General features: G+C 57.1%; 18 protein-coding genes. 11 read left to right on the top strand and 7 right to left on the bottom strand.

Going from position 1 to position 24850, the window contains the following annotated elements; genetic code table 11:
- Positions 1 to 2 precede the first annotated feature (2 nt).
- Positions 3 to 788 (top strand): hypothetical protein, encoded by a 786-nt coding sequence (locus tag SD425_RS17595; RefSeq protein ID WP_324671255.1) that lies wholly within the window; start codon positions 3 to 5, stop codon positions 786 to 788.
- Between the two features lie 32 nt (positions 789 to 820).
- Here SD425_RS17595 and SD425_RS17590 read toward each other — a convergent pair whose 3' ends face one another.
- The 3 genes from SD425_RS17590 to SD425_RS17580 form a co-directional block, all read right to left on the bottom strand.
- Positions 821 to 1195 carry a DUF4260 domain-containing protein gene (locus SD425_RS17590; protein WP_324671253.1) on the bottom strand — a complete coding sequence of 125 codons (375 nt, stop codon included), beginning with the start codon at positions 1193 to 1195 and terminating at the stop codon, positions 821 to 823.
- Between the two features lie 113 nt (positions 1196 to 1308).
- The gene (locus SD425_RS17585; RefSeq protein ID WP_324671252.1) at positions 1309 to 1905 is read right to left on the bottom strand and encodes a Crp/Fnr family transcriptional regulator; all 597 of its coding nucleotides are present in this window, start codon (positions 1903 to 1905) and stop codon (positions 1309 to 1311) included.
- Positions 1906 to 2014: 109 nt separating this feature from the next.
- On the bottom strand, positions 2015 to 2554 hold the full coding sequence (locus SD425_RS17580) for an ion channel (protein WP_324671251.1): 540 nt from the start codon (positions 2552 to 2554) through the stop codon (positions 2015 to 2017).
- A gap of 337 nt (positions 2555 to 2891) precedes the next feature.
- Here SD425_RS17580 and SD425_RS17575 point away from each other — a divergent pair, with 337 nt between their 5' ends.
- A complete protein-coding gene (locus SD425_RS17575; protein WP_324671250.1) occupies positions 2892 to 4352 on the top strand; it encodes an alkaline phosphatase D family protein in 1461 nt (486 codons plus the stop codon).
- Between the two features lie 28 nt (positions 4353 to 4380).
- On the opposite strand, the gene SD425_RS17570 is transcribed toward SD425_RS17575, so the two are convergent.
- The 4 genes from SD425_RS17570 to SD425_RS17555 all read right to left on the bottom strand — a co-directional run bounded on the left by SD425_RS17570 (position 4381) and on the right by SD425_RS17555 (position 8950).
- Positions 4381 to 5214 carry an SDR family oxidoreductase gene (locus tag SD425_RS17570; protein ID WP_324671249.1) on the bottom strand — a complete coding sequence of 278 codons (834 nt, stop codon included), beginning with the start codon at positions 5212 to 5214 and terminating at the stop codon, positions 4381 to 4383.
- A 141-nt stretch (positions 5215 to 5355) separates the two neighbouring features.
- Positions 5356 to 6186, bottom strand: coding sequence for an AraC family transcriptional regulator (locus SD425_RS17565; protein ID WP_324671248.1), 831 nt, complete (start codon positions 6184 to 6186; stop codon positions 5356 to 5358).
- Between the two features lie 223 nt (positions 6187 to 6409).
- Positions 6410 to 7579, bottom strand: coding sequence for an LLM class flavin-dependent oxidoreductase (locus tag SD425_RS17560; RefSeq protein WP_324671247.1), 1170 nt, complete (start codon positions 7577 to 7579; stop codon positions 6410 to 6412).
- Between the two features lie 63 nt (positions 7580 to 7642).
- On the bottom strand, positions 7643 to 8950 hold the full coding sequence (locus SD425_RS17555; RefSeq protein ID WP_324671246.1) for an APC family permease: 1308 nt from the start codon (positions 8948 to 8950) through the stop codon (positions 7643 to 7645).
- Positions 8951 to 10425: 1475 nt separating this feature from the next.
- Between SD425_RS17555 and SD425_RS17550 the strand changes: the two genes are divergently transcribed.
- The 9 genes from SD425_RS17550 to SD425_RS17510 all read left to right on the top strand — a co-directional run bounded on the left by SD425_RS17550 (position 10426) and on the right by SD425_RS17510 (position 24825).
- Positions 10426 to 11109, top strand: coding sequence for a response regulator transcription factor (locus SD425_RS17550; protein WP_324671245.1), 684 nt, complete (start codon positions 10426 to 10428; stop codon positions 11107 to 11109).
- Positions 11106 to 12377 (top strand): sensor histidine kinase, encoded by a 1272-nt coding sequence (locus tag SD425_RS17545; RefSeq protein ID WP_324671244.1) that lies wholly within the window; start codon positions 11106 to 11108, stop codon positions 12375 to 12377. Before SD425_RS17550 ends, SD425_RS17545 begins: the two co-directional genes overlap by 4 nt.
- A gap of 166 nt (positions 12378 to 12543) precedes the next feature.
- Complete coding sequence (locus SD425_RS17540; RefSeq protein ID WP_324671243.1) at positions 12544 to 13896, top strand: MFS transporter; 1353 nt, start codon at positions 12544 to 12546, stop codon at positions 13894 to 13896.
- 139 nt (positions 13897 to 14035) lie between these two features.
- Positions 14036 to 15667 carry a phosphoenolpyruvate carboxykinase (ATP) gene (gene pckA, locus SD425_RS17535; protein ID WP_324671242.1) on the top strand — a complete coding sequence of 544 codons (1632 nt, stop codon included), beginning with the start codon at positions 14036 to 14038 and terminating at the stop codon, positions 15665 to 15667.
- Between the two features lie 140 nt (positions 15668 to 15807).
- Positions 15808 to 17172: a dicarboxylate/amino acid:cation symporter gene (locus SD425_RS17530; RefSeq protein WP_324671241.1), complete on the top strand. Its 1365-nt coding sequence runs from the start codon at positions 15808 to 15810 to the stop codon at positions 17170 to 17172.
- A 109-nt stretch (positions 17173 to 17281) separates the two neighbouring features.
- Positions 17282 to 18748, top strand: coding sequence for a hypothetical protein (locus tag SD425_RS17525; protein WP_324671240.1), 1467 nt, complete (start codon positions 17282 to 17284; stop codon positions 18746 to 18748).
- An 88-nt stretch (positions 18749 to 18836) separates the two neighbouring features.
- Positions 18837 to 21098: an NADP-dependent malic enzyme gene (locus SD425_RS17520; RefSeq protein WP_324671239.1), complete on the top strand. Its 2262-nt coding sequence runs from the start codon at positions 18837 to 18839 to the stop codon at positions 21096 to 21098.
- 383 nt (positions 21099 to 21481) lie between these two features.
- Positions 21482 to 24346: a PAS domain-containing protein gene (locus SD425_RS17515; RefSeq protein ID WP_324671238.1), complete on the top strand. Its 2865-nt coding sequence runs from the start codon at positions 21482 to 21484 to the stop codon at positions 24344 to 24346.
- A 77-nt stretch (positions 24347 to 24423) separates the two neighbouring features.
- Positions 24424 to 24825, top strand: a complete 402-nt coding sequence (locus tag SD425_RS17510) for a response regulator (protein ID WP_324671237.1) — start codon at positions 24424 to 24426, stop codon at positions 24823 to 24825.
- Positions 24826 to 24850: the final 25 nt, after the last annotated feature.

Here is a 24850-nt window from a genome sequence, read left to right as displayed (position 1 = left end):
GAATGGTGCATTTTCTGACTACGCTGGTGCTGCGCAATGCGCCGCTGTATTATTTCGGGTGGGTGTGCTTGGTCGCGGCGCTGGTTTGCGCGGTGCTCACCCAGTTTAGTAGCAGGCAGGTGATGGGCGTCAATGCTTGGGGAAAACCGGCTAAGTTTTTCATCTCCATCAGCCTGTTCGCTTGGACGATGGGCTGGTACCTAGGGTACCTCGGACCTCAACCCGCCGTGGCCCTGTACACCTGGGTGGTGGTGGGAACCCTAGCTTTCGAGCTGCTTTGTATCACCGGGCAGGCCGCTCGGGGGCAACGCTCTCACTTCAATACCGCTTCGTCGTTCGGCACAGCGCTGTCCATTGCGATGGGTGTGGCCATTGTAGTCATGACGTTGTGGACGGCTTATATCGGACTGGTGTTTGGCCAAGCGCCGCTACTGGGTTTGCCGCCGGCCTACGCCTGGGCCATTCGGCTGGGAATTGGCTTGTTCGTGGTCTTTGCTCTCCAGGGTGGGCTGATGGTGTCGCGGCTGGCCCACACCGTGGGCGGCCCTGATGGTGGCCCCGGTCTGCCTGGTCTCGGCTGGAGCACCCGCCATGGCGACTTGCGCGTGGCTCACTTCATCGGGATGCACGCCTTGCAGGTGCTGCCGCTGCTGGCCTGGTATGGTCAGCTCAGCGTGCCAGCGACCGGGCTAGTGGCGTTACTCTACGCCAGCTTGGCCGGGGCAGTGCTGGTCCAGGCATTGCGCGGCCGGGCGTTGGGGCGTCGGCGGTTATTCCTAGGTGTTTAAAAAAAGCCTGAACGCCAGACTCTTTGCCTGTGCTAGTTGGCTGCTGCCGCCGGCTGGTTCTTTCCCACGCGACCTAGGTGCGTGTCTTGGAAGCCAGTCGTATACTTGAGGCCGTAGCCCAGGGACCGGTCGAAAGCGCTGTGAAAGAGGAGTACCGTACCTGCCAGCATCAGCACGGGTAGTCCTAACCACCAGCCTGCAACCCCTACTACCATGGCTAGTGCTTTATGGTGGGCGAAGTTGTAGCAAAAGGCGCCCACGCGGGGTCCAGCTAGGTAGCCGATCATGCTGAGGTCAGGGAGCAGAAAGACGGCGGGCAGCACCCACCAGGCGTAGGGCAGGTGGGCAAACACGACCAGGGCGAACAGTGCTTCGGCTAGTTCTTCGGTTTTCAGTAGGGTTTTCATAAGGAGAGAAAGAAGGAGGGTAAAAATCAATACCCAAAAGTCCTCCTACTTGGCCCCATAAAACGATAACAAAAGCTAACAAATGAGCCGTTGCGGGAGCAGTCAGCTCCTGGCTACTTCTCCTTGCCCGGTTTTCGCGCCACCCGCCCCCGAATGCGGCTCAGCGAAACCGGCGTGACGCCTAAGTAGTTGGCGACCAGGTGCTGCGGGATGCGCTCTAAAATCTTGGTTTTGCCGCTGGCTAGCAGCGCGCGGTAACGCTCTTCGGGCGAGAGTAGCAGTTGCTCGACCAAGCGAGCATCCGTGCCGAGCATGTGGTATTCGGCCACGAGACGCCCAAACCGCTCGTACACCGGCCGTTCATCGTAGAGCTGACGCAGCACCGCATAGTCAAAGACGACCAACTCGGTGTCGGCTAGGGCCTGAATGCTAAGCTGACTGGGCTGCCCCGTTAGGCAACCGGAGTAATCCCCCAGCAGGTGGTTTTCAAAGAAGAAGTACGTGGTGCGCTCTTCCCCGTCGGGGCTAGGGTAGTAGAGGCGGCAGGTACCGTTGAGCAGCAAAGCTAGCTCTGGGAGGTGCTCGCCAGCTTGCACAAAATGCTCCCCGCGAGCTAAGTGGCGCGGGCGCAGGGCCTCCGCCAGCGGTTGCCAATCGGCATCTGTCAGCGAGGGAACGAAGCGGTGAAGATAGGCGCGTAGCGGGTGCATGGAAACGGAGAATTCGTAGTGATAGATCAGTAGCTCCGCTAAAGTAGGATGTTGTGGAGCAAAACCGTTGGCTCACCTCTACGCAGGCTCGTTTGAGGCCAGGCCGTTCTTAGGTTCCCGGTGCAGAGCGGCTAAAAAGGGTTTGCAAATAGCCAACGTTGGCGATGATGAGCACCGTGGTGAAGTACGACACCACCATTTCGCCCATCGCGCAGACTTGCGCGGCCGGTGTAGCCGGGTGCATTTCGCCCCCGCCGGCTGTGGTGTACTTGCCTAGGCTGAAGTAGAGGAAGGTGAGTAACTGCGCTGCCAGTCCGTGGCCTAGTTGGCCCTTGGGTACCAGGAAAGAGCTTGGGTTAATCTGGTAGAGGCAGTAATAATCAATGGCGAACGAGAGCACAATGAGCAATACTTGCATGACCAGAAAACCCATCAAATAGCGTAGATGGTACGCGGAAGATACTGTTCGCCGTATCCAGTGCAGCGTTGCTCCTAAAAAGTAGAGCACCTTCAGCATGGTCATGAGCAATAGTAGGGCGGTATTGATACCTGGGCTGTTGAGCTCATAGAGGTCAAAGACGAACAAGAGGATTCCGCCGAGAATGATGCTGACAAATAGGGCGATGGCCCGGAGAATCGGAAAATGCATAACAGGCAAAAGTACCGTGCTGCCTAGCCTAGCTAAACGAACAGTCTTCTTTAGGATGTGTGTCTGGCCAAGTAAGGGAAAAGGTGCTTAAGTGTAAGATCTCTCAGCGCATTTTCAACGGGGCATGCCAGTGGCTATCCGAACTGACGTATAGGTGAATTGAAGGAGCCAAGAAGGTGCAGCAATTCAGTGTCAACACGGATGTTTCATGCAGCAGCTATCCTCTCCTTTGCGGTTTGTTCCATTTCAGTTGGTTCGCTCTACATCCCTTAAGTAGGGTCGCTCAGCGGCTCTTTGTGGGTAGGGCAGTGGAGTTCCTGCTGATCAGTCTTGCCATATGCTCTCTATTCAGGCTCCTACGCTCGGCCCTATCCTAGGCTACACTACCCACGAACAAGCCCGCATTTGGCTTCGCGGTGACCGGCGCTCCACGGAACGGCGGTACTTTGGGGTGGTTCAACTCCAACACCCAACAACCGGTTTGGGGAGCCAACAGTATCAGAAGCTGGAACCGCATTTCGATATGACCGGGGTGGTTGCTTTTACCGGGCTAGAACCCAATACCACCTATCATTACCGCGCAGGCTGGGTGGAAACGGATGCCGACGTGGAGCTGAACCAATTACCCACGGATCCGGCCGAGCTGGACTGGGGCCAAGCAGAAGAAATACCCTTTCGGACCGGAAGCAACAATGCCGTCCAGGAGCGCACGTTGGTAGTCGGCTCGTGTCGCTACTTGCTCAAGATGCGCCTGTTGGGCTTGGATGTCGATGTATTCGATGAGCGTGGCGACAAAGTCTTTCGCAGCATTCTGGCGCAGAAAGATGATGTCGATGCCTTGGTGATGATGGGAGACCAGATCTATGCGGACGACCTCAACTTCTTCCGTCCAGATACCACTATGGGGCAGTTTCTAGGTCGTTACCAAGAGGCTTTTGGGCAGCCCTACCTACGGCGGCTCATGCAGCAAGTGCCCACCTATATGATTCTCGACGACCACGAGATTGAGGACAACTGGCCTCAGAAAGCAACCCAGCGGGACCGGATCTTGCTTTACTCCAAAGCCATCCACGCTTATCAGATTTACCAAGTCAGCCATAGTCCGGTGTTCGCACTGGATGCGCAGGGGTATATCACGGGCACGCCAGATCGGTTCTGGTACACCTTCCGCGACGGCTGCGTGGACTGCTTCGTCATGGATGTGCGCACGGAGCGCGTGTGGCACGAGGATTCTACGAAGCGGAGCTTGATTACGCGCGTGCAAATGGAGGCGCTGCAACAGTGGCTGGTGAAGGGCTCGGACGCGGACCGCGTTAAGTTGATTGTGACGTCCGTGCCGGTGTTCCCCGACTTGCAGGCGAGCGACGAACAAACCGACAAATGGGGTGGCTTCCTGCGGGAGCGCACCCAACTGCTCGACTTTATCAAGCAGAATGCCGTGCGCAAGGTGGTTTTTATGTCGGGCGATGTGCACTGCTCCTTCACGGCGGAGTTGACCTGCAAGCAGGACCCGACCTTCAAGGTGGTGTCGGTTATCTCCTCCTCTTTCTTCTGGCCGTACCCGCACATGCGCGCAACAAACTTTCAACTCGACGGAGCCTTGCGCGTGCCCAAAGACCACCCGAACGAGTACCACGTAGGAAGCGCCAGCACCGTGTTTTCGGAAGACAACTTCGGCCGCCTCACGTGTCGCCCGGATAGGATTAGTGTAACCTACTTCGACCGCAAAGGGAAGCAGTTGAGCCCGCGCCCAGCCACACATTCATTCTCAACTCGTGCGGAGGAGCTAGGAACCTAGCGGCAGGCATGCCTTCTCCTTGCGCGAGTCAATTGGCTGCCGACTGGCTTGTATCAGCAGTTAACCCGAACTGAGCGGCTACTCCTTGCCGGAAGGCCTCGGGGCCAACGGCCAGCCGCTGCGCATAGATAGCTACGGCATCGCTTCCGGCCTGATAGCGGAGTTGGTCTTTTTCTTCAGTAGCGGCCTGATATACCACTTCGGCAATAGCCTCGGGAGACGCAAAATGAACCGTATTATCACCGCTTTGGGTGCCCATGAGTTTCTCCAACAGGCCGGCGTAGGCTTCGTTTTGCGCAACTTGCAGCGAGCGGCCCGTGAAGTCGGTAGCAATGCCACCGGGCGAGATTGTTTTGATCGTAATGTTGTGCAGGGCTAGCTCGAACGATAGGCTCTCACTCCAGCCTTCGATGGCCCACTTGGTGGCGTGGTAGAGCGAGTACAACGGAAAGGCAATGAGCCCGCCGATAGACGTCGTGTTGAGAATACGGCCAGACCTCTTCTCCCGCAAGTGAGGCAGAAACGCTTTGGTTACCCGAATCACGCCCAACAAATTGGTGTTAACCAGGTGAGTAATCTGCTCATCCGATAAGGCTTCCAACGCGCCGATAAGGCCATAGCCGGCGTTGTTGAACACCACATCCACGGGGTATAGGGCAATAGCGCGGTGCACAGTCGTTTCAATCTGGGCTAGGTCGGTCACGTCCAGTGGCAGCAGGTGCACGTTTGGCAGCTGTGTCAACTCGGTTTCGTGTTCGGGGTGGCGCATGGTAGCAATGACGTTCCAGCCGCGAGCGGCGAAGAGCTTTGCGGTGGCTTTGCCTAAGCCAGAGGAGGCGCCAGTGATGAAAATAGCGGGCATAAGTAGGGCATAAGGGGTGTTTGTGGAAAGTAAAGACAGAGGTAAGCGACAACAAGTGAGATACTTCTGGGCAGCCTAACTTGTGCTACCCAGCTACGAGGCAGATCTTGCCGGCTTGGTCAGAATACTTGTTGCGTCGGCTTAGTGGGCCGGCGCAGCTCCTTGCACGCTGGACGGCGTGCGGCCAAAGAGCTGCTTAAACGCGGACGAGAAGTGCGCCAAGCTCTCGAAGCCGACCTCGTGGTACACGTCTGAGGGGCGCTTGTTCTCCTCCTGCAACAAGTAGTGGGCTTCTTCTAGCCGCTTTTGGTACAGCCAGCGGTTGGGGGAGGTATGGAAGATCTTGCCGAAGTCCCGCTTGAAGGCGGCTAGGCTCCGGCCAGTCAGGTAGGCAAGTTGTCTCGGGGCCACATTGAACCGGAAGTTCTGTTGCATGAACGTTTCCAGGTTGATCTTGCCGGGTTGTCCGAAGTCGAACAGTACCTGTTGTAGCGCTGGATGCGTTTCTAGCAACAGCTGCAGAGCTTCCTGCTGCTTATGCTTTGCTGCTGACGCGGACAGCGGCACCTCAAAATGGTGCTGTAGTGACTCGTAGAAGCAGTGGAGTAGGGGGCTGTGGGCCAGCGCTAGTACGGCCGTGCTGGCCACAAAAGGCTGCTCGCCGCTTACCACCGTATACTGTTGACTGAATTCCTGCAGTAGGGCATGGTCAAAGATGACCGTAATGGCCCGAAAAGGACCGTTCTCAGCCGGCTGTTTGGTGAATTTAGCCAGGAAGTTTCTCCGGTAAAACAGCAAGCTGCCCGCCTCAAATATGCGACTTTCGCCGGCCTCAATTACTCGCAAGCTGCCCGCGAGAATGTAGCTCATGCCGTGCTCGGCAACACACTGCTCACTGGCCATATGGCGGCTTGCGTAGTGTGAATGCACAATACCTAGCTCTGTACTGGCGGGCGACGGCTCCGTTCTCATAAAGTTTCCCGGTTACACTTGACTCGACAAAGGTCGGCGGCTGAGGCTAGGGAATGTTTGCGTGAGAAGCTCAATTTTTCGTTGGCAGGAAGTGCCCAGGTATTTTCATTAGTTACAGCTACACGCCTATCCTAAACCGCACAGTCTGGAATTATTACTAACAAAAAACCCGACTCTCGCGCTGATGAGTCGGGTTTTGTTGAGAAAAAGCTAGGGTCACGTACTACCGCAGGGGGGCGGTGGTGAGTGGCGTAACAGGAGTTTCGTGGGGAATACGGCCTTGGAAATGCGGCATGGAAACATTGGGAAGGCGTGGCAACACGTAGCGAGCGAAATAATCGGCTTCGTCGAGTAGGGGGTAGCCGGAGAAGATGAAGGCGCGGAAGCCCATATCCATGTAGCGGTTGAGCTTCTCCACAATCTGATCGGGTGTGCCGACCAGGGCGCCACCGGCCCCCGAGCGGGCTTTGCCGATATCCGTCCAGAGCAGGGGCTCCACGAAGCCTTCGTTATCGGCGTGCTCGCGCAACTGGTTTTGGCGATGCACGCCCAACGACCAAGAGTCCTGCGCCCGGCTCTTGATTTCGGCTCCTTTCGCCGGATCAAACTTCGACATGAGCTTACGGGCGTAGGTGCGGGCCTCCGACTCCGTTTCGCGCACGATGACGTGAATGCGTAAGCCAAAGTCAATCTGCCGGCCGTGGCGGGCGGCGCGGGCACTGAGGTCCTGCATGGTCTCGTAGAGCATTTCTTCCGTCTCGGGCCACATCAGGAACATGTCGCAGTATTGAGCGCACACTTCGCGGGCGCCTTCCGAAGTGCCGCCAAAGTATAGCAGCGGACCGCCGTTTTGCTGGTAGGGCTTGGCCGGGTCCGAGGGCATATCAAACTGGTATAGCTCGCCTTTGTGCACAATGCGCTCCTGGGTCCAGGCTTGGCGCAGAATCTCGATGGTTTCGGCGCAGCGTTGGTAGCGCAGTTCGGGCACTTCGCGCAAGCCGGGCAGGTCAGAGTTGATGATGTTGATGGTGAGCCGGCCTTCGAGCATGTGGTCGAGCGAGGCGAGGGCGCGGGCGAGCATGGGCGGGTGAATCTCGCCGGTGCGAATAGCCGTCAGCAAGTTGATGCGCGAGGTTTGGGGGGCAATGCCCGCTGCAAACGTCAGTACATCCTGCCCAACGGTGTAAGAGGTCGGCAGCAGAATATTGGAATAGCCTAGCCGCTCGGCCGAGAGCGTAATATCCCGGCAGTGCGCCCAAGAGCTGCGGTACGCGCCATCGAGCACGCTTAGGTACTGGGTATCGCCGCCGCACAAATCATCAAACCAGGAAATTTCGGCCACGCGCTGCGGCGTGCGAATGGCAACGGAGGAAATAGGAGAAGAAAGAGACATAACTCGGAAAAACGAGAATACAGTTTCAGAAACCGGGAGAAGGTGAAGTGGTGTGCGGCCCGCTTAGCTAACCGTTGCTTTCCGTTGGTTTGCAGCAACATACAAACCTAGCCCTACGATAGCCATTACGGCAACATCGCGCGCTTCGGTGCCGGTACTACTCAGCAACAGCCACAGGCACAAGCCTACGCACACGGCGGCTACCACGCTCCCGCCCAGCACCCGAAAAGGCGCCGGGTGCTCGGGTTGGCGCCGGCGCAATACAGGCAAGGCCGCACATGTGAGGGCGAAGTAGGTGAGCCGGATAATTGTGGAAAGGGTAAGCGCGTAAATGAACGTTCCCGAAATAGCTAGCACGAGCTTCAGCACCGCCGATACCAGCAAGGCCACGTAGGGCGTGCGGAACCGCGGGTGCGTAGCCCGGAAAATAGCGGGAATTTGTCCTTGCTCGGCCAGGGCAAACAACAACCTAGGTCCCGTGAGCATGAGCGCATTGAGGGTGCCTAGGGCCGTTAGCATCGCTGCTACCGCTACGAGCGCCCCAGCGCCGGGTCCCAGAAATTGCTGCGAGGCACTAGCTAAGGGCCGCTCAGCGGTAGCTAGGTTCGGGAGCGTGCCGATGCACACCACTTGCACCAATAAGAACAGTACAGCCACCGTGGCAATGGCCGTGAATAAGGCGAACGGCACATTGCGCTGGGGCTGCTGAATCTCACTGGCCGGAATAGCCGCCACATCGAAGCCTGAGAAGGTGAAAATGAGCAGTAGTACCGCGCTGGAAAAGCTAGGATACGTGGGAAGAACCGCAAACGAAAACGCCTGCCAATTCACAAAGAACAACCCAACGGTCGTAAACAGGATTAGGAGCACCAACTTGCTTACCGTGAAGAGGTTGTTTACCAGCGAAGCCGTGCGCACGCCTACCCAGTTGAGTAGGGTTAGGCTTGCGATAAGTCCAGCCATCAGCGCCGCCCGGCCGGTACCCGCTCCTACGGTTGGCCAGAAGTAAGCAGCATAATCGGTAAACAAGTTGCAGAGGGCGGCAAAGCTAGCCAAGCGCGAAATCCACAGCAGCCAGCCTACCTCAAACCCAACGAGCGGCCCGAATGCTTCACGCGCATATAAGTACGGGCCACCGGCCCCGCTGAACCGGCTGCTGACCTCAGCAAAGCACAAGATGATAAGCGAGACAATCGCCGCGCTGACGACATAGGCAGCTAGGCTATAGGTGCCAACCAAGGCGTAGATTTTGGCTGGAAGCCCCAGAATACCAGCGCCAATGGTAATATTAATGATGAGCGCCACGAAGTCCCAGCGCCGGATGCCGCGCACCAGTTCGGGCCGTGCCGCGGCCGGGGAAATAGAAGTCATGCAAACAAAGGAAAGCGGATAAGAAGAGGGCAGCCCGAAGACGACCTGAGCAGGCTAGGTTGTTGTGAGACAACAACAGCGGCACTTTCCAGTCAGCTTTGCTAGTAGCATGTGAGTTAGGAAAAAAGAAAAGGCTCTTGCATCTACACTTGTCACAACAGCCAGGTCGAGCAGTGACAAAGATAAGAAGCACCCTCACGGGCACAAGCCTCTACCCATACGGCTAGGCCACATTCCTTATTCCGTAAAAAGAGGTGTGTTTATACAGTGCCGGGCCGAATGGAACAAGCGGAGTAGCGTCTTACTGGTACTGATCAGTGACTTGCTCAATCGGCTGCCGCTCACAACTTGATGACCTACAGTATCTCAAGTAGCCCGATTCGCATAGCCAAGCAGTGGCAGCCGATTACACAGCTTCTAGTGCTAGACGCGAGTAGAATAACTCTACGAATTGAAGTTGGTTGCCAGGAACTGTGGCCACAATCCATGGCCCTTCTGTTCGAGTTTATCAATATGGGAAGCTAGGCGTAGGATCTGTTCAGCCTTGCGAATCAATTTTTCCCCTTCCGGAGAGTGTCCTCGTTTCTTGCGGCTCATTGCTGTCGTTCCATAATCGTTCGTTAAAATTATAGAAAAGATGGCAATAATGACAAACGTATAGAGGGCTTTAGTAACTTCTGGAACAGCTTGCTCGCCTAGTAGCTGTCAGCGTGACGAGTTTTAAGTAAGTGAGTATGGCGCAATTCAGCCCTGTCAACCTTACGCTAGACCGGTTATCGACTTATGCTCTCCCTCGTACTCGTGGGCTTCTAAGTGCACTAAGAGTTGATCCATAGATAGTTCTCCGCATAGGAAAGTATCTAGCAACAGACGCTGATAGGGCGTCAGTGCCAGGAAAGGGTGCGCGGGATAGTGGAACGCAAAATAGATAGCGAGGCGGCGCGCTTGCCAAGAAGAGGAGGGAGCAGAAGAGGAAAGCACAACAGTCAGTAAAACTACGGACTGTAAAGATTGCAAATACGTACAAATATCACAAGCTGGACCGGCTAGCTTGGTGGTTTTGGTGGTTTATACGTAGTAATTCATAAGCAGAGCGCACGGCTTCAAATGAGAGAAGAGAGCTTATCCTCAAGTGATAAAATCAATCTTTTCTCGACAATCGGTACTGAACACATTTCTATCAAGGGGCCTAGGCTATGCTTCCTAGGTGGATGCAACGCCGGAAGACGGCTATTCCCTGAGTGCAAATAGCGCCTGATAACTCTGCTGAAATACGAGAAGCGGAGTGGCATCAAGTTTTTGCAACAAAGAACGGACACCAAGCCAAGTAGCAGCGGATTAATAGGTTGTCTGCTTAGAAGTAGCCACCACGCACAAGAGCGGTAGCTGGTTCCACAGGTTTTGATACATTTACTGGTACCCACTACCTAGGTCTTGTCACTCACCTAGGCCTACCACCCACCCGGTAACTCATTATGAAAATCTTGCTAGTGGAAGACCACCCGGAGCTGGCCAAAAGCATTGCCAGCTACCTCACGCAGGAGCATTATATCTGCGAAGTGGCTCCCACGTTCGATGAGGCACGGGAGAAGCTAGCCTTGTTCACGTATGACTGTGTGCTACTGGATATTATGCTGCCTGACGGCAATGGCATCAGCCTGCTGAAGCTGCTGCGTAAGGAGGGCGTTGAAAGCAGCGTCATCATCATCTCGGCCCAAAACGCGCTGGATTTTAAGCTAACCGGCCTGAGTGAAGGCGCCGACGACTATATCACGAAGCCGTTTCCGCTCCCCGAGCTGCACGCCCGCATCAAAGCCATTATGCGGCGGCGCAGCGTGCACAAGAATAACATTATCACCTTCCAAGACATTACCGCCGACCTAGAGTCGCTAGAGTGCCGCGTGAATGGTAAGCTACTGAATCTCACGCGCAAGGAAACCAACTTACTGCTGTACTTCATCAACAACAAGGGCCGCATGCTCACGCGGCAGGCCATCGCGGCCCACCTCTGGGGCGACTACACCGACAACCTAGATAGCGTGGACTTTGTGTACCAGCACGTGAAAAACTTGCGCAAAAAAATCACGGACGCCGGCGGCAAGGATTACATCAGCACCGTGTATGGGTTCGGATACAAGCTAAACGCGGCCGACTCGTGAAGCTCAACTACCGCTACACCATCGCCTATGCGGTTATCACGTTTTTCGTCTTGAGCATCGGCTTTGCCATTGTGTACGCGGCCCTGTCGCGCAGCGTCACCCAAGCTACCATTGGCAAGCTCGAACACCTGAACGCAATCATTGTATCCCAGCTCAAAAGTGGGCGCGACTACACTGGCGACCCGTCGCGGACCAATGTACAGATCAGCCGAGCTAGCCTCGACTCGACGAGCCACGGCAGCACGGCCAGGATTCGTGACGAGTGGGACCCAACCCTTCAGTCGGAAGTATCTATTATTCGCCTGACGACCTACACGGTGGTGGGTGGGCAGCCGTACCGCATCATTAGCAAAGCCGCAGTGGTGGAGCCCAGCGATATGTACCTGACCGGCTTGATGCTGGTCTTTGCCTGGACGTTCGTCTTTCTACTCGCCCTAGTGGTTATTCTCAGCGAGGTAATTTCCTGGTACATTCTCAAGCCGTTCAACAACACGCTCCGCGGCATTCAGCTTTTCCAGCTCAGCCAGCAGAACACCATCGACCTGCACCCAAGTCGCACGGCCGAGTTCAACGTGCTCAACGAATTCCTAGTGCGCATGACGGCGCAGGCGCAAAGCGACTATCAGGGCCTGAAGGAGTTTTCCGAAAATGCATCGCACGAGCTGCAAACGCCCATCGCAAGTATTAAGGCCAAAATTGAGCTGCTGATAGACTCGGAGCTAACCAAAAAACAATTGCTCCTGCTCACCGGCATGCACGACGAGCTAGAGCGCCTCGCCAAAATCAACCAGTCGCTAACGCTGCTGGCGAAACTAGAGCACTACGAATCGCAACCTGAGGTGCGCACCGACCTGAGCCAGCTCGTGCGCACCACCGAAGCAGCCTTCGCCGACCTAGCCGAGATGAAGGGCATCCGGACGGTGGAGCAGATTGCCGACGATGTGCACGTGCCTTTCGATGACTCCTTAGCCCAGCTTCTGCTCAATAATCTGTTCAGCAACGCTATCCGGCACAACTTACCCGGCGGCGAAATTCAAATTCAGCTTTCTTCTTCAGAATTGGTGCTGGCGAATACCGGCCATGCGCCTTCCGCGCCCGTGAGTGAGTTGTTTGGGCGCTTCAAGAAAGGCAACGCCGCACTCGACTCCATTGGCATTGGGTTGGCTATCGTAAAGCGTATCAGCGAGTTATACGGCCATCGCATCAGCTATACGTACGAAGACGGCTGGCACCGTATTCGGCTAGCTTTTGCCCCTGATCAACCCTAGCTACCTGTTGACCTTGAGAACAAACGTTTGCGGTTGCCGCTCAAAATTTCAGATAATCGATAAGTTTTCTTCAAAATTCCTTCAAAATCGGGTGCTTCATTTGTAAGGCAACCTCGAACAAACAGGATCTTTCTCCTACTATTCGGCATCTCAAACGTTTCCACCCGTGGCTACCCAACTCTCACCAGCTTCTCGCTCCTACGCCACTACGGTGGAGGCCGCGCCGCTGGAGAAAGTTTCGCCTCGACGGCTCAAGGCTATCCTGAGTGGCTCGGTCGGCAATTTGGTGGAGTGGTACGACTGGTACGTTTTCTCGTCCTTCTCGCTGTACTTCTCGGGCTCGTTTTTTCCCTCCGGCGACCCCACTGCGCAGCTGCTTCAAACGGCCGGCATCTTTGCCCTAGGTTTCCTGATGCGCCCCATCGGGGGCTGGATGTTTGGCCGCATTGCCGATAAAGTAGGCCGCAAGCAGTCCATGACACTGTCGGTGCTGCTGATGTCGTTGGGCTCCTTGCTCATCGCCCTCACGCCGACTTACCAAACCGTGGGCATTGTGGCGCCCGTCATGCTGCTCACGGCCCGGCTGCTGCAAGGCCTGAGTGTGGGTGGCGAATACGGAGTGTCGGCCACGTACCTCAGCGAAATGGCCACCCGCAAACGGCGAGGTTTTTACTCTAGCTTCCTGTATTTCACGCTTATAGGAGCCCAATTACTAGCCCTCGGCATTCAACTGGTGCTGCAAAAAGTACTGCTCACGGAAGCGCAGCTTCTGAGCTGGGGCTGGCGTATTCCGTTTGTGATTGGCGCAGCTTTGTCGGTGGTGGCTTTGTACTTGCGCAGCAACCTCGACGAGACGCCTGTTTTCCAGACCCAGCAGCATACCCCCGACGACCAGCGGGGCAGCGTGCAAGTACTCCTGAAGCACCCGCGCGCCGTGCTGACGGTGGTGGGCCTCACGATGGGTGGCACGCTCGCCTTCTACACGTTCACCACCTACATGCTGAAGTTTTTGGTGAACACCGCCCACATGAGCAAGGAGTCGGCCACCAACATCTGCTTTCTGTCGTTGCTCGTGTTTGCGGGCTTGCAGCCGGTTTTCGGGGCGTTGTCCGACCGCATTGGGCGGCGGCCGCTGCTGCTGTTCTTTGGTTTGTTTGGGGCAGTGGGCACCGTCCCGCTGCTCACCGCCCTCAGCCACACCACCACGCCCTGGGTCGCCTTTGTGCTCCTGGTGGTAGCCCTCACCATCGTTAGCGGCTATAGCGGCATCAACGCCGTGGTGAAGGCAGAGCTGTTTCCCGTCGAAATCCGAGCCCTAGGTATCGGCTTGCCGCACGCTCTCACGGTGGCCCTATTTGGCGGCACCGCTGAATACCTAGCCTTGTGGTGGAAGGGCACGGGCCACGAATCGTATTTCTACTGGTATATCGCCGGCTGCATCGGGTTGTCGCTGCTGGTTTTCCTGTCGATGGAAGAAACCAGGCAAACTTCCCGACTTAACCTAGAGGAAGGCGGCTAAGCCCGCGCACCTCGATTTCCCGCTGATTCCTAGCTGTTTTTGCTCGCCAATCCGTTGGCGCCGGGCGCTTATTGCCTTCTCTGAGCTAGGCTGCCTTTCACTCGTCTTCTTTCCAGCGTACCTAATCTTCCTCATGAGTATGAACGCAACCACCACTTCCGCCGCCCTTCTCGACCGACTCAAGCCGCTGGGTTTTCAGCAGGCGCAGGCTGTCCGACTGAACCTAGCCCCCGCCGCCTTGGTGGAAGAAGCGCTTCGCAACGGTGAAGGTACGCTGACCGACACGGGTGCCCTGATGGCCGACACAGGCCAGTTCACGGGTCGCTCGCCCAAAGACCGTTTCATTGTGCGGGACGCCAGTACCACCGACAGCGTATGGTGGGGCGACATCAACATCCCGTTCGACGCGGAGAAGTTCGACCAGCTACACGCAAAGATGGTAGCCTATCTAGCCGACAAAACGCTGTACGTGCGGGAAGCCTACGCCGGCGCTCACCCCGCTTCGCAGCTCAAGCTCCGCGTGGTAAACGAGCTAGCTTGGCACAATCTCTTCTGCTACAATATGTTCTTGCGCCCCGAGGCCGGTGCCGACACCTCGTGGCTGCCCGATTTCAGCATCATCTGCGCGCCCGGCTTCGAGGCAGATCCGGCGGTGGATGGCACCCGGCAGAAGAACTTCGCCATCCTCAACTTCACCAAGAAGATGATCCTGATTGGGGGCACGGGCTATGCCGGCGAGATGAAGAAGGGCATCTTCGGGGTGCTCAACTACCTCTTGCCGCACGAGCAGAACACCTTGCCCATGCACTGCTCGGCCAACGTGGGCGAGGACGGCGACACGGCTATCTTCTTCGGGCTCTCGGGCACGGGCAAAACCACCCTTTCGGCCGACCCGCGCCGCGGCCTCATCGGCGACGACGAGCACGGCTGGCTGCCCGGCGACGGGGGCGTGTTTAACTTTGAAGGCGGCTGCTACGCCAAAGTCATTGACCTGAACCCGGAGAAAGAGCCTGAAATCTGGAACGCCATTAAGTTCGGCGCCATCGTAGAGAACACGCGCTTCGTGCCCGGCACCCGCACCGTAGACTACGCCAACACCTCCGTTACAGAAAATACGCGCACGGCCTACCCGCTGCCCTTCATCCCGAACGCAGTGGAGCCTTCCGTGGCGAGTTCGCCCAAGAACATTTTCTTCCTGACGGCGGATGCCTTTGGCGTGCTGCCACCTATCAGCAAGCTCGATAAGAGCCACGCTATGTATCATTTTCTCTCGGGCTATACAGCCAAGGTAGCGGGTACGGAAATGGGCATTACCGAGCCCCAAACGACTTTTTCGGCTTGTTTCGGCCAAGTATTTCTGCCGCTTTACCCTACGCAATATGCCGAAATGCTCGGGCAGAAAATGGACGAGCACCCCGATGTGCACGTGTGGCTGGTGAACACCGGCTGGAGCGGCGGCAGCTACGGCGTGGGCTCGCGCATGAAGCTAGCCTACACCCGCGCCATGATTACCGCCGCCCTCGACGGGGCACTCAACCACACGAGCTTCAGCCAACACCCCATCTTCGGGGTGAAAATTCCGAGCGCCGTGCCCGGCGTGCCCAGCCGTATTCTGGACCCGCGCAACACCTGGCAAGACCCGGAAGCCTACGACCGGACGGCCGCGGAGCTAGCCCAGAAGTTTGTGCAGAACTTCCAAAAGTTCGCCGCCTACGCCAACGACGACATCCTAGCTGGCGCGCCCAAGGTGGCCGCAGCAATAGCTGTGTAGCGGTTTCTATTCCTTCTTCTATCACTCATTCCTGGTCCGCGCGCCTCACCGGGGCGTGGGGCTAGGTAGCCCTTGCCTATTCCACCGGGGTTGCGGGGCCGCTGCACCCGGGAAATTTCCACCTTCTATTCTCTGCTTTCATGAAACGATTGTATTCGAACCTGACCGTGCAGGTCTTGACTGCCATTGCCCTAGGGGTGGTGGTGGGGGCGCTGTTCCCTAGCTTCGGTGCGGCGCTAAAGCCCGTTGCCGACACGTTTATCAGCTTGATCAAGATGCTGATTGCGCCCATCATTTTCCTCACGGTGGTGCTCGGTATTGCGGGCATGGGCAGCCTGAAGAAGGTGGGCCGCGTGGGCGGCAAGGCGCTGTTGTACTTTGAAATCGTGACGACCCTAGCCATCGGCATCGGCATTGTGGTGGCCAACGTGACCCAGCCCGGCGCCGGCGTACAAGCCACCGCCCAAGCCGTGCTGCAAGACACGAAGAAAGCTGAGGAAGCCGCCAAGTTCACTTCCCAAGCCGGCGAGATGAACTGGGTAGAGTTCTTCACGCACATCGTACCGAGTAATGTGGTCGATGCCTTTGCCAAAGGCGACATCCTGCAAGTATTGCTCTTCTCGGTGCTCTTTGGCCTAGCGCTCAACCAGATGGGGCAAGCCGCGCAGCCGCTCGTCAAAACCTTCGACCGGCTCTCACACGCCATGTTTGGGGTGTTGGCCATCGTGATGAAGCTAGCTCCGCTGGGGGCTTTTGGCGGCATGGCTTTCACTATTGGTAAGTACGGCATCGCCACGCTATTGCCCCTAGGCAAGCTTATGCTGGTGGTGTATACCACCATGTTCCTGTTCATCTTCGTGGTGCTGAACCTGATTCTGCGCTACTACAAGCTGCGCCTAGGTCCGTACCTGCGCTTCATCAAAGAAGAGATTCTGTTGGTGTTGGGCACGTCCTCCTCGGAGTCGGCGCTACCGCGCATGATCGACAAGCTGGAGCGCTACGGCTGCTCGCGCTCGGTGGCCGGCTTGGTTATCCCGACGGGTTACTCTTTCAACCTCGATGGCACTTCTATCTACTTATCCATTGCGGTAATCTTTCTGGCTCAAGCCTTTAATATCCCGCTGTCTGTTACCCAGCAGCTCACGCTGATTGCCATTCTGGTAGTTACCAGCAAAGGGGCGGCAGGCGTCACGGGTTCGGGCTTTATCGTGCTAGCCTCGACGCTGGCCGCTACCAAAACCATTCCGGTGGAGAGCGTGGCCTTGCTGCTCGGGGTCGACCGCTTTATGAGTGAGGCGCGGGCCATCACCAACGTTATCGGCAACGGCGTGGCCGCGCTGGTCATTGCCAAAAGCGAAGGAGAGTTCGACGAAACGCGCCACCAGTTGGCCTTGCAAGGCAACTCGGTACCAGAAGAACTGATGCCAGAGCCAGTCTCAATGATGCCCCGCGTGGAGAAACCTACGCCAAACGAAGCGCCGGTAGCCGTTGCGGCTCGGCACTAAACCCTAGGTCACGCGCCGCCTAAACACCGCGCTAGTTTCGCTCTCCTAGGGTTTGCCAAGCCCTAGGTAGCATCCGCCTCCCCAAACTCCCACTATTCTTTTTTCCCTCATGCACAAGCCTTTGAACTGGCTCCTACTCGTAGGTGCCCTGCTCGCTGGATCGGTAGCACACGCTCAGGTAATCATGCCGCCGACACCCGGCAAGGCGCCCGACCCGGCCCCCAACGTCGTTCCGAAGCCCGATGCGCAACCTGCCAAATCGGCGCCCTACGGAGCGGGCATGAAGATCAACATTTCGCCCGACGGCTCGAAGTACGTGCGCATCATGACCGCGCACCAGGTTTGGGCCCGCTACACGGAAAACAACACCGGTACCCTGTCGGCCACGGAGGAACCTACCCCTAGCCAGACCGATTTTAGCCTGCGCCGTTCCCGGGTACTGCTGGTGGCGCAGCTTAATTCGCGCTTCGTCATCATCACGCAGCTAGGTGTCAACTCGCAAAACACGCTGTCGGGTGGGGGGCCGGGTGAACCAACTGGGCCAGGCAAAAAGCCGTCGTTCTACCTGCACGACGCCACCGTTGACTATAAAGTAAACAGCCACCTGAGCCTAGGCGGCGGCTTGCATGCCTACAACGGCATTTCGCGCCAGAGCAGCTTCGCTGCCTTTTCGCTGATTACCCTGGATGTGCCTGGCACTCAGTGGCCCGTGACCGATGCCATCGACCAGACGGGCCGGGGGCTCGGCTTATTCGCCCACGGCCGGTTCGGGCACTTCGACTACCGTTTGTCAGTAAACGATGCCTTCCGCAACAACCTGAGCAGCACGCCCGCCACCCTCACCACCGATGTGGCGGCCTTCAACCCACGGGCGCGCGGAAAAGTGTACCAAGGCTATTTCACCTGGGAATTCCTGGAAAAAGAAGCCAACTTGGTGCCCTTCACAGTGGGTACTTACCTCGGCAGCAAGCGGGTTCTAAACATAGGGACGGGTTTCCTCTACTACGGCAATGGCATGTACATGCGGTCGGAGGCGGCACCTAGCTTGCAGCCCACTACCAGCGCCTGGACGATTCCGTACACGAAACAAGATCTGAGCGTGTTAGCCGCCGACATCTTCTACGATACGCCGGTCGACACGACTGCTGGCAACAAAACGGCGTTCACGGTTTACGGTGCCTTCTATCGCTACAACATGGGTTCTAACTTCATGCGCTACGGCGGCACCATCAACCCAGGGGCAGGCTCAGCCGTGCTCCGCGGCAATTCGATACCGGTGCTAGGCACCGGCACCGCCCAAACTATTCAGACGGGTTTCCTGCTGCCGCAAAGGTTGCTAGGTCCTAAAATCCGCCTGCAGCCGTACGTCGACTACACTCACGGGCGCTACGACGGCCTACGCCGCACCGACGGCCGCATACAGGACGTGCACGTTATGGACGGGGGCGTGAATGTGCTGCTCGACGGGCACCAGGCCAAAGTGACGCTGAACTACCGCGCCCGTCCCGACTTCAATAACATCAATAATCTTGACTACCGGCCTGAAGTCACGATGCAGTTGCAAGTGATTCTGTAGGCCTAGTTGGCACCCCGCGTGCAGCCGCTTTAGTGCACAGCCGACCTAGGCAAAGGCATCCTGAAGCACTGCTTATTACCCTTGTATTATGCTCAAAATCAACAAACAAGACGCCCTCAACTATCACGCTCAAGGCCCAGCCGGTAAGATTGAGGTAGTGCCCACCAAGCCTGTTAGTACCCAAGCCGACCTAGCCCTGGCGTACTCCCCCGGCGTGGCGGAACCTTGCATGGCCATCTTCGAAAACCCCGATGACGTGTACAAATACACGGCTAAAGGCAATTTGGTAGCGGTCATCAGCAACGGCACGGCAGTGCTGGGCCTCGGCAACATCGGCCCGGAAGCCTCGAAGCCGGTGATGGAGGGCAAAGGTGTGTTGTTCAAGAAGTTTGCCGGCATCGACTGCTTCGACATCGAGATTGACGCCACCGACCCCGACGAGTTCATCCGCATCGTGAAGGCCTTGGAGCCGACGTTTGGTGGTATCAACTTAGAAGATATTAAGGCGCCCGAGTGCTTCCGCATCGAGACGGCGCTGCGCGAGCAGATGAATATTCCACTCATGCACGACGACCAGCATGGTACCGCCATCATCACCTCGGCGGCCTTGCTGAATGCGCTAGAAGTGGTCGGCAAACAGATTGACAAAGTGAAGCTCGTCGTGAGCGGGGCAGGTGCCGCGGCCGTGTCTTGCCTGCGCTTGTACCTAGAGCTCGGCGTGAAGCTGGAGAACGTGGTGGTCTTCGACAAGGATGGCATCATCACCCCAGCCCGCACCGACCTAGCTCCTTTGCAGCTACAGTTTGCCACTACACGCCCGATCACGACGCTGGCCGAGGCTATGCAGGGTGCCGACGTGTTCCTAGGTCTCTCGGCGGCGAACGTGCTGCCGGCCGAGTTGCTGCTGACCATGGCGCCCAACCCCATTGTGTTTGCCCTAGCCAATCCCAACCCCGAGATTGACTACGACCTAGCCATCGCCACGCGCCACGACATCATTATGGCCACGGGCCGCTCCGACCACCCGAACCAGGTCAACAACGTGCTAGGCTTCCCCTACATCTTCCGGGGAGCCTTGGACGTGCGCGCCACCGAAATCAACGAGGCCATGAAGCTAGCCGCCGTGCACGCGCTGGCGGAGCTAGCCAAGGATACCGTGCCCGACCTCGTGAATAACGCCTACGGCGACAATACCCTCGCTTTTGGCCGCACCTACCTCATCCCCAAGCCGCTCGACCCACGCTTGATTCTAAGCATCAGTCCGGCCGTGGCGCGGGCTGCCATGGAAAGCGGCGTGGCTCGCCGTCCCATAACCGACTGGCTAGCCTACGACGAGGAACTGCGCGCCCGCCTAGGTGTCAATCAGAAGATTTTGAACCGCATTACCTCGGGCGCCAAGGCCAGCCCCAAGCGGGTTGTTTTTGCGGAGGGCGATAATTACAAGATCCTCAAGGCCGCACAAATTTTGGTGGAGGAAGGCATTGCCAATCCCATTTTGCTCGGCAACAAGGAGAAAGTAGCCGCCTTGGCCCAAGCGAACAACCTCGACCTAGCCGGTTGCGAAGTCATTGATATTCTGCAACAAGACGAGCAACGCCAAGCCTTTGCAGAGCACTTGTTTCAAAAGCGGCAACGCAAGGGTGTAACACTATACGAAGCTCAGCGCCTGCTGCGCGAACGGGATTATTACGGCGCGCTCATGCTGGAAACAGGTCAGGCCGACGCTTTTATCACAGGCCTAGCCAAAGATTATAGCAAGAGCATTTCGCCAGCTCTGCGCGTTATTGGGGTGGAACCTGGGCTCCAACGCGTAGCGAGTATGTACGTCATTCTACACAAAAAAGGCCCGTACTTCTTCGCCGATACCACCGTGAACATCAACCCCACGGCCGAAGATCTGGTGGACATTGTGGGGCTGACGGCTCGCAGCGTACGTGCCTTTGGCATCGAGCCCCGGGTGGCCATGATCAGCTACTCCAACTTCGGCTCCAACGCCGGTGAGTTGCCGGAGAAGATGCGCCGCGCCACGAACCTAGCTCAGCAGCGTTACCCTGACTTGTTGCTAGATGGTGAGATGCAGGCCAACACGGCACTGAACCGTGACTTGCTGCGCGAACAATACCCCTTCAGCCGCTTAGCCGATGCTGGTGCTAACACGCTCATCTTCCCCAATGTAGAATCGGGCAACATTGCCTACAAAGTGCTGCAGGAAATTGGCGGGGCCGAAGTCGTAGGTCCTATTCTGATGGGTATGCGCAAGCCTGTGCATATTCTTCAAATTGGTGCCTCGGTGCGCGAAATCGTGAACATGACTGCCATTGCCGTTATCGATGCCCAGAAACAGCCGTAAGTCTGCGCGATAGTAGTTAAGGCTGTATTGGTCGTGGGAGTAAGAAGTAGGGTAGAGCAGTAATAGGTAAAGCAAAACTGCGTCTTCAGACGTACCAGTAAACACAACATTCCAGCCTGTGGAGGCTGATTTTTTGGAAGGCTTCTACAGAGAGCAGCACAAAGCGGTGCTCTCTGTAGAAGCCTCATCTGGGTTTTGCTTAGCTAGTAAATTCCCTCTCCTCAGTGCGCTTCTGTACCCAGCAACCTAATCAGATCAACCGCTTGGACTAGCGGCGTGATTGTCTTGTGATGCGCAAGAGCGGAGCTTGTCAGAACTAGGGAACCGCTCTGGTAGTTATTGGTTAGTCGGAACCGTATTTTCGCGGCTCCCTCTGCTGCTCTATGCCTGACGCTTCCCCATCGCTCCCCGCAGGACTCCCGCCTGCTATTACGACTCTATCAGCGCTGGTTGCGCTTTTACCACACGGAGTCGTCTACTATCATCCCGTCTATGATGACGGCGGCCAAGTCATCGATTTCCGCTTCGCCTACCTGAATTCCGCTGCTCAGCGCATGCTAGGTGTGTCGCAGGTGCCTACCCGTACTTACACTGAGCAGTTTCCGGCCAGTCGTACCAACGGTGACCTAGCCTTTCACCTAGCTACGTATGCGAGCGACAAGCCAGGGCACTGCGAGCTTAGCTACCAGATCGATGGCTACGACTATTCTTTCCGGGTAGAAGCGCAGCGCGTAGATGAGTTACTGCTGGCTACCCTCACGGACACAACTACTCCCGCCCATCTACCCGCGGAAGCTACCCTGCGCGAAACCAAAACGCAGGCTGAGCAGCCGCCTATAGCCGCCGCAGTAGTTCCAAGTCCGACCACGGAACCGTCCGAGTTGAACGCTCTTAAAAAAGAGCTGCGCCTGCTGAAGCAGGAGTTGGAAACCCGCGAGGAGCAGCATATGACCGAAGTGCAGGCCGCCCATGCTGAAGCCGAGCGGGAGCGGAATGTGTTGCAGGCGGTGCTGGCACAAGCCCCCGTCGGCATCGGAGTATTCCAGGGTGAGCAGCAGGTGGTAACCGCCGCCAGCGACCTGTTGTGCGCCATGTGGGGCTACGTGCCCGAGCAAGTAATTGGCCAGCCGCTGCTGGTGGGCGTTCCTGAGTTGCGGGGGCAAGGCTTCACGGAGTTGATGCAGGAAGTCGCCCGCACAGGGGTGCCGATCAGCGGCACGGAAGTACCCGCTGAGTTGCTGGTCAATGGGCAGGTGCAAACGACGTATCACAATTTCGTGTACCAGCCCTTCTACGATACGGATGGTAAGCTGCTTGGCGTGCTGAACGTGTCGATCGATGTTACGGAACAGATACTGGTTCGCCAGCAGTTGCAGGCACAGGAGCGCCAGACCCAGTTGCTTAACGAGGAGCTGCAAGCTGCCAACGAAGAAATCAGGGCTAATAACGACGAGCTTACCTACACACAAATCCAGCTGCGTCAACTCAACAAGGATCTTGAAGCCCGTGTGCAGACCCAAATGCAGGACGTGCTGCGTGCCCAATCGGAGACGGAAGCCCAGCGCCAGCTGCTACACGATGTACTCCACCAAGCGCCCGTTGCTATTGCCTACCTCGAAGGCGCGGACTACTGCATCCAAATAGCCAACCCGACTGTGTGCGAGCTTTGGGCCCGTCCGGAGTCGCTGCTCCTCGGCCAACCGCTGCTCGACGCCCTACCCGAACTACAGGGGCAAGGCGTGGACACCCTGCTCGATGGAGTGCTGCACTCCGGCGTGCCTTACGAGGGAACCGAGCTACCCTTTCGTTTGCTTCGTCATGGCCAGCTTGAGACCATTTACTTCAACTTTGTTTACCAACCGCAGCGCACGGCACAGGGGCAGATGAACGGCGTGCTAGTTGTTGCCCATGACGTGACCGAGCAAGTGCGGGCTCGTCAGCGCCTCGAAGCGCAGGAGCGCCAAACTAGGCAGCTCAACGAAGAACTCACGACTAATAACGCTAAGCTGGAGCACACGCAAGCCGAGTTGCGCGAGTTGAATGACCAGCTGGAAACCCGCGTGCAGGAGCGCACCCAGGAGTTGGCCGCCGCTACCCAGCGCGTGACTCAAGAGCGTGAGGGTTTCTATCAGATCTTAGAGCAAACTCCGGCGGCAATCTGCATTCTGCGCGGACCAGAGCACCGTATCTCCTACCAGAACCCTACCCATATTCGCATGTATGGTGGCCGCAACTCGGTTGGCCGCCCTGTGGTAGAGGGCATGGCCGATACAGAAGTTCATGGCTACACCGCCATGCTCGATACCGTCTACACCACGGGAGAAACCACGTACGGCTACGAAGTCCCGTATGAAGTAACGGAGGTAGAGGGCGGACCGGCGAGCCAGGCCTATTTCAACTCTACCTTTTCGGCCTATCGCGAAAACGGGGAAATTGTGGGCGTCAGCACTTTTGCCTACGACGTCACGGAGCAGGTAATGGCTCGCCGGCAGGTACAGCAGCTCAACGAAAATTTGCAAGCAATCAATACGGAGCTTAGCCTCACCAACGGTCAGCTTACGCGCACCAATGTAGATCTCGACAACTTCATCTACTCGGCCTCGCACGACCTGAAAGCCCCTATCAGCAACATCGAAGGCTTGTTGCGGCTGCTGCGCGAGGACTTGCTACCCGCCGCGGGTCAAACCGACGAAGATGTTACCGCCTTGCTGACGCGCATGCAAGACGCGGTGGAGCGCTTCAAGCGTACCATCGAGCACCTCACTGACGTGAGCAAGCTTCAACTCGAATTTAGCCGTCCCGCCGTGTCCACAGACCTAGCACCTGTCCTGGAGGACGTGCGCCAGGATCTACAACCCCTGCTCATGGAGTCGGGTGGGCAGCTGACGGTCGATGTGGCGGCGTGCCCCACACTGGTTATCTCCGAGAAGAACCTGCGCTCAATACTGTACAATCTCATCAGCAACGCCCTGAAATACCACTATCCCGATAGGGTACCCCGCGTGCATATTAGCTGCCACACCGAAGGCAATCGGCACGTGCTGCGGGTGCAGGACAATGGCTTAGGTTTATCGGAGGGACAACAGGCCAAGCTCTTTGGACTGTTTCAGCGTCTGCACACGCACGTGGAAGGTACAGGCGTGGGCTTGTACATGGTCAAGAAGATGGTTGAAAACGTTGGCGGCGTACTTTCTGTAGAAAGTCAAGTAGGGGAGGGCTCTACCTTCGTGGCTTCGTTCCCGGCTTAAGAGGCCTTGAGGCAACCCCTAGCCTGCTTCGCCGTACCACCCTCTACTTCTCTCGCGTTGGTAGCCTTCTTTTTTGCATGCCCTCCCTTTCTAGCATCCTGCTGGTGGACGACGACTCGACCACTAACTTCCTAAATCAAACCTTGCTCAAGCGGATGGGCACTGCCCAGCACGTGCTAGTCGCCGAAAATGGGGCCGAAGCGCTCCAGCTCCTGCATCAGACCTGCGTGCCGCCGAGCGCGAGCTGCCCCAACCTAATCTTGCTGGACATGAAAATGCCAGTGATGAATGGCTTGGAGTTCCTAGAAGCCTACACCCGGTTACCGCTAGACCAGCAGAAGAGTATCGTCATTGTCATGCTGACGACCTCGCTGCTGCCCCAGGATCTGGAGCGAGTGCAACTGCTGCCTGTGGCGGGAGTGTTGAACAAGCCCTTGACCCGCGAGAAGGTGGAAGGCCTGCTTCAGCAGTACTTCTAGGGGCAATAGGCAGGTGCTTTGCGCA

The organism is Hymenobacter sp. GOD-10R, assembly GCF_035609205.1.
In the GTDB taxonomy this organism is placed as follows: Bacteria; Bacteroidota; Bacteroidia; order Cytophagales; family Hymenobacteraceae; genus Hymenobacter.
The sequence above is the reverse complement of the archived record's forward strand: the minus strand, read 5'-3'. Positions and strand labels throughout refer to the sequence as shown.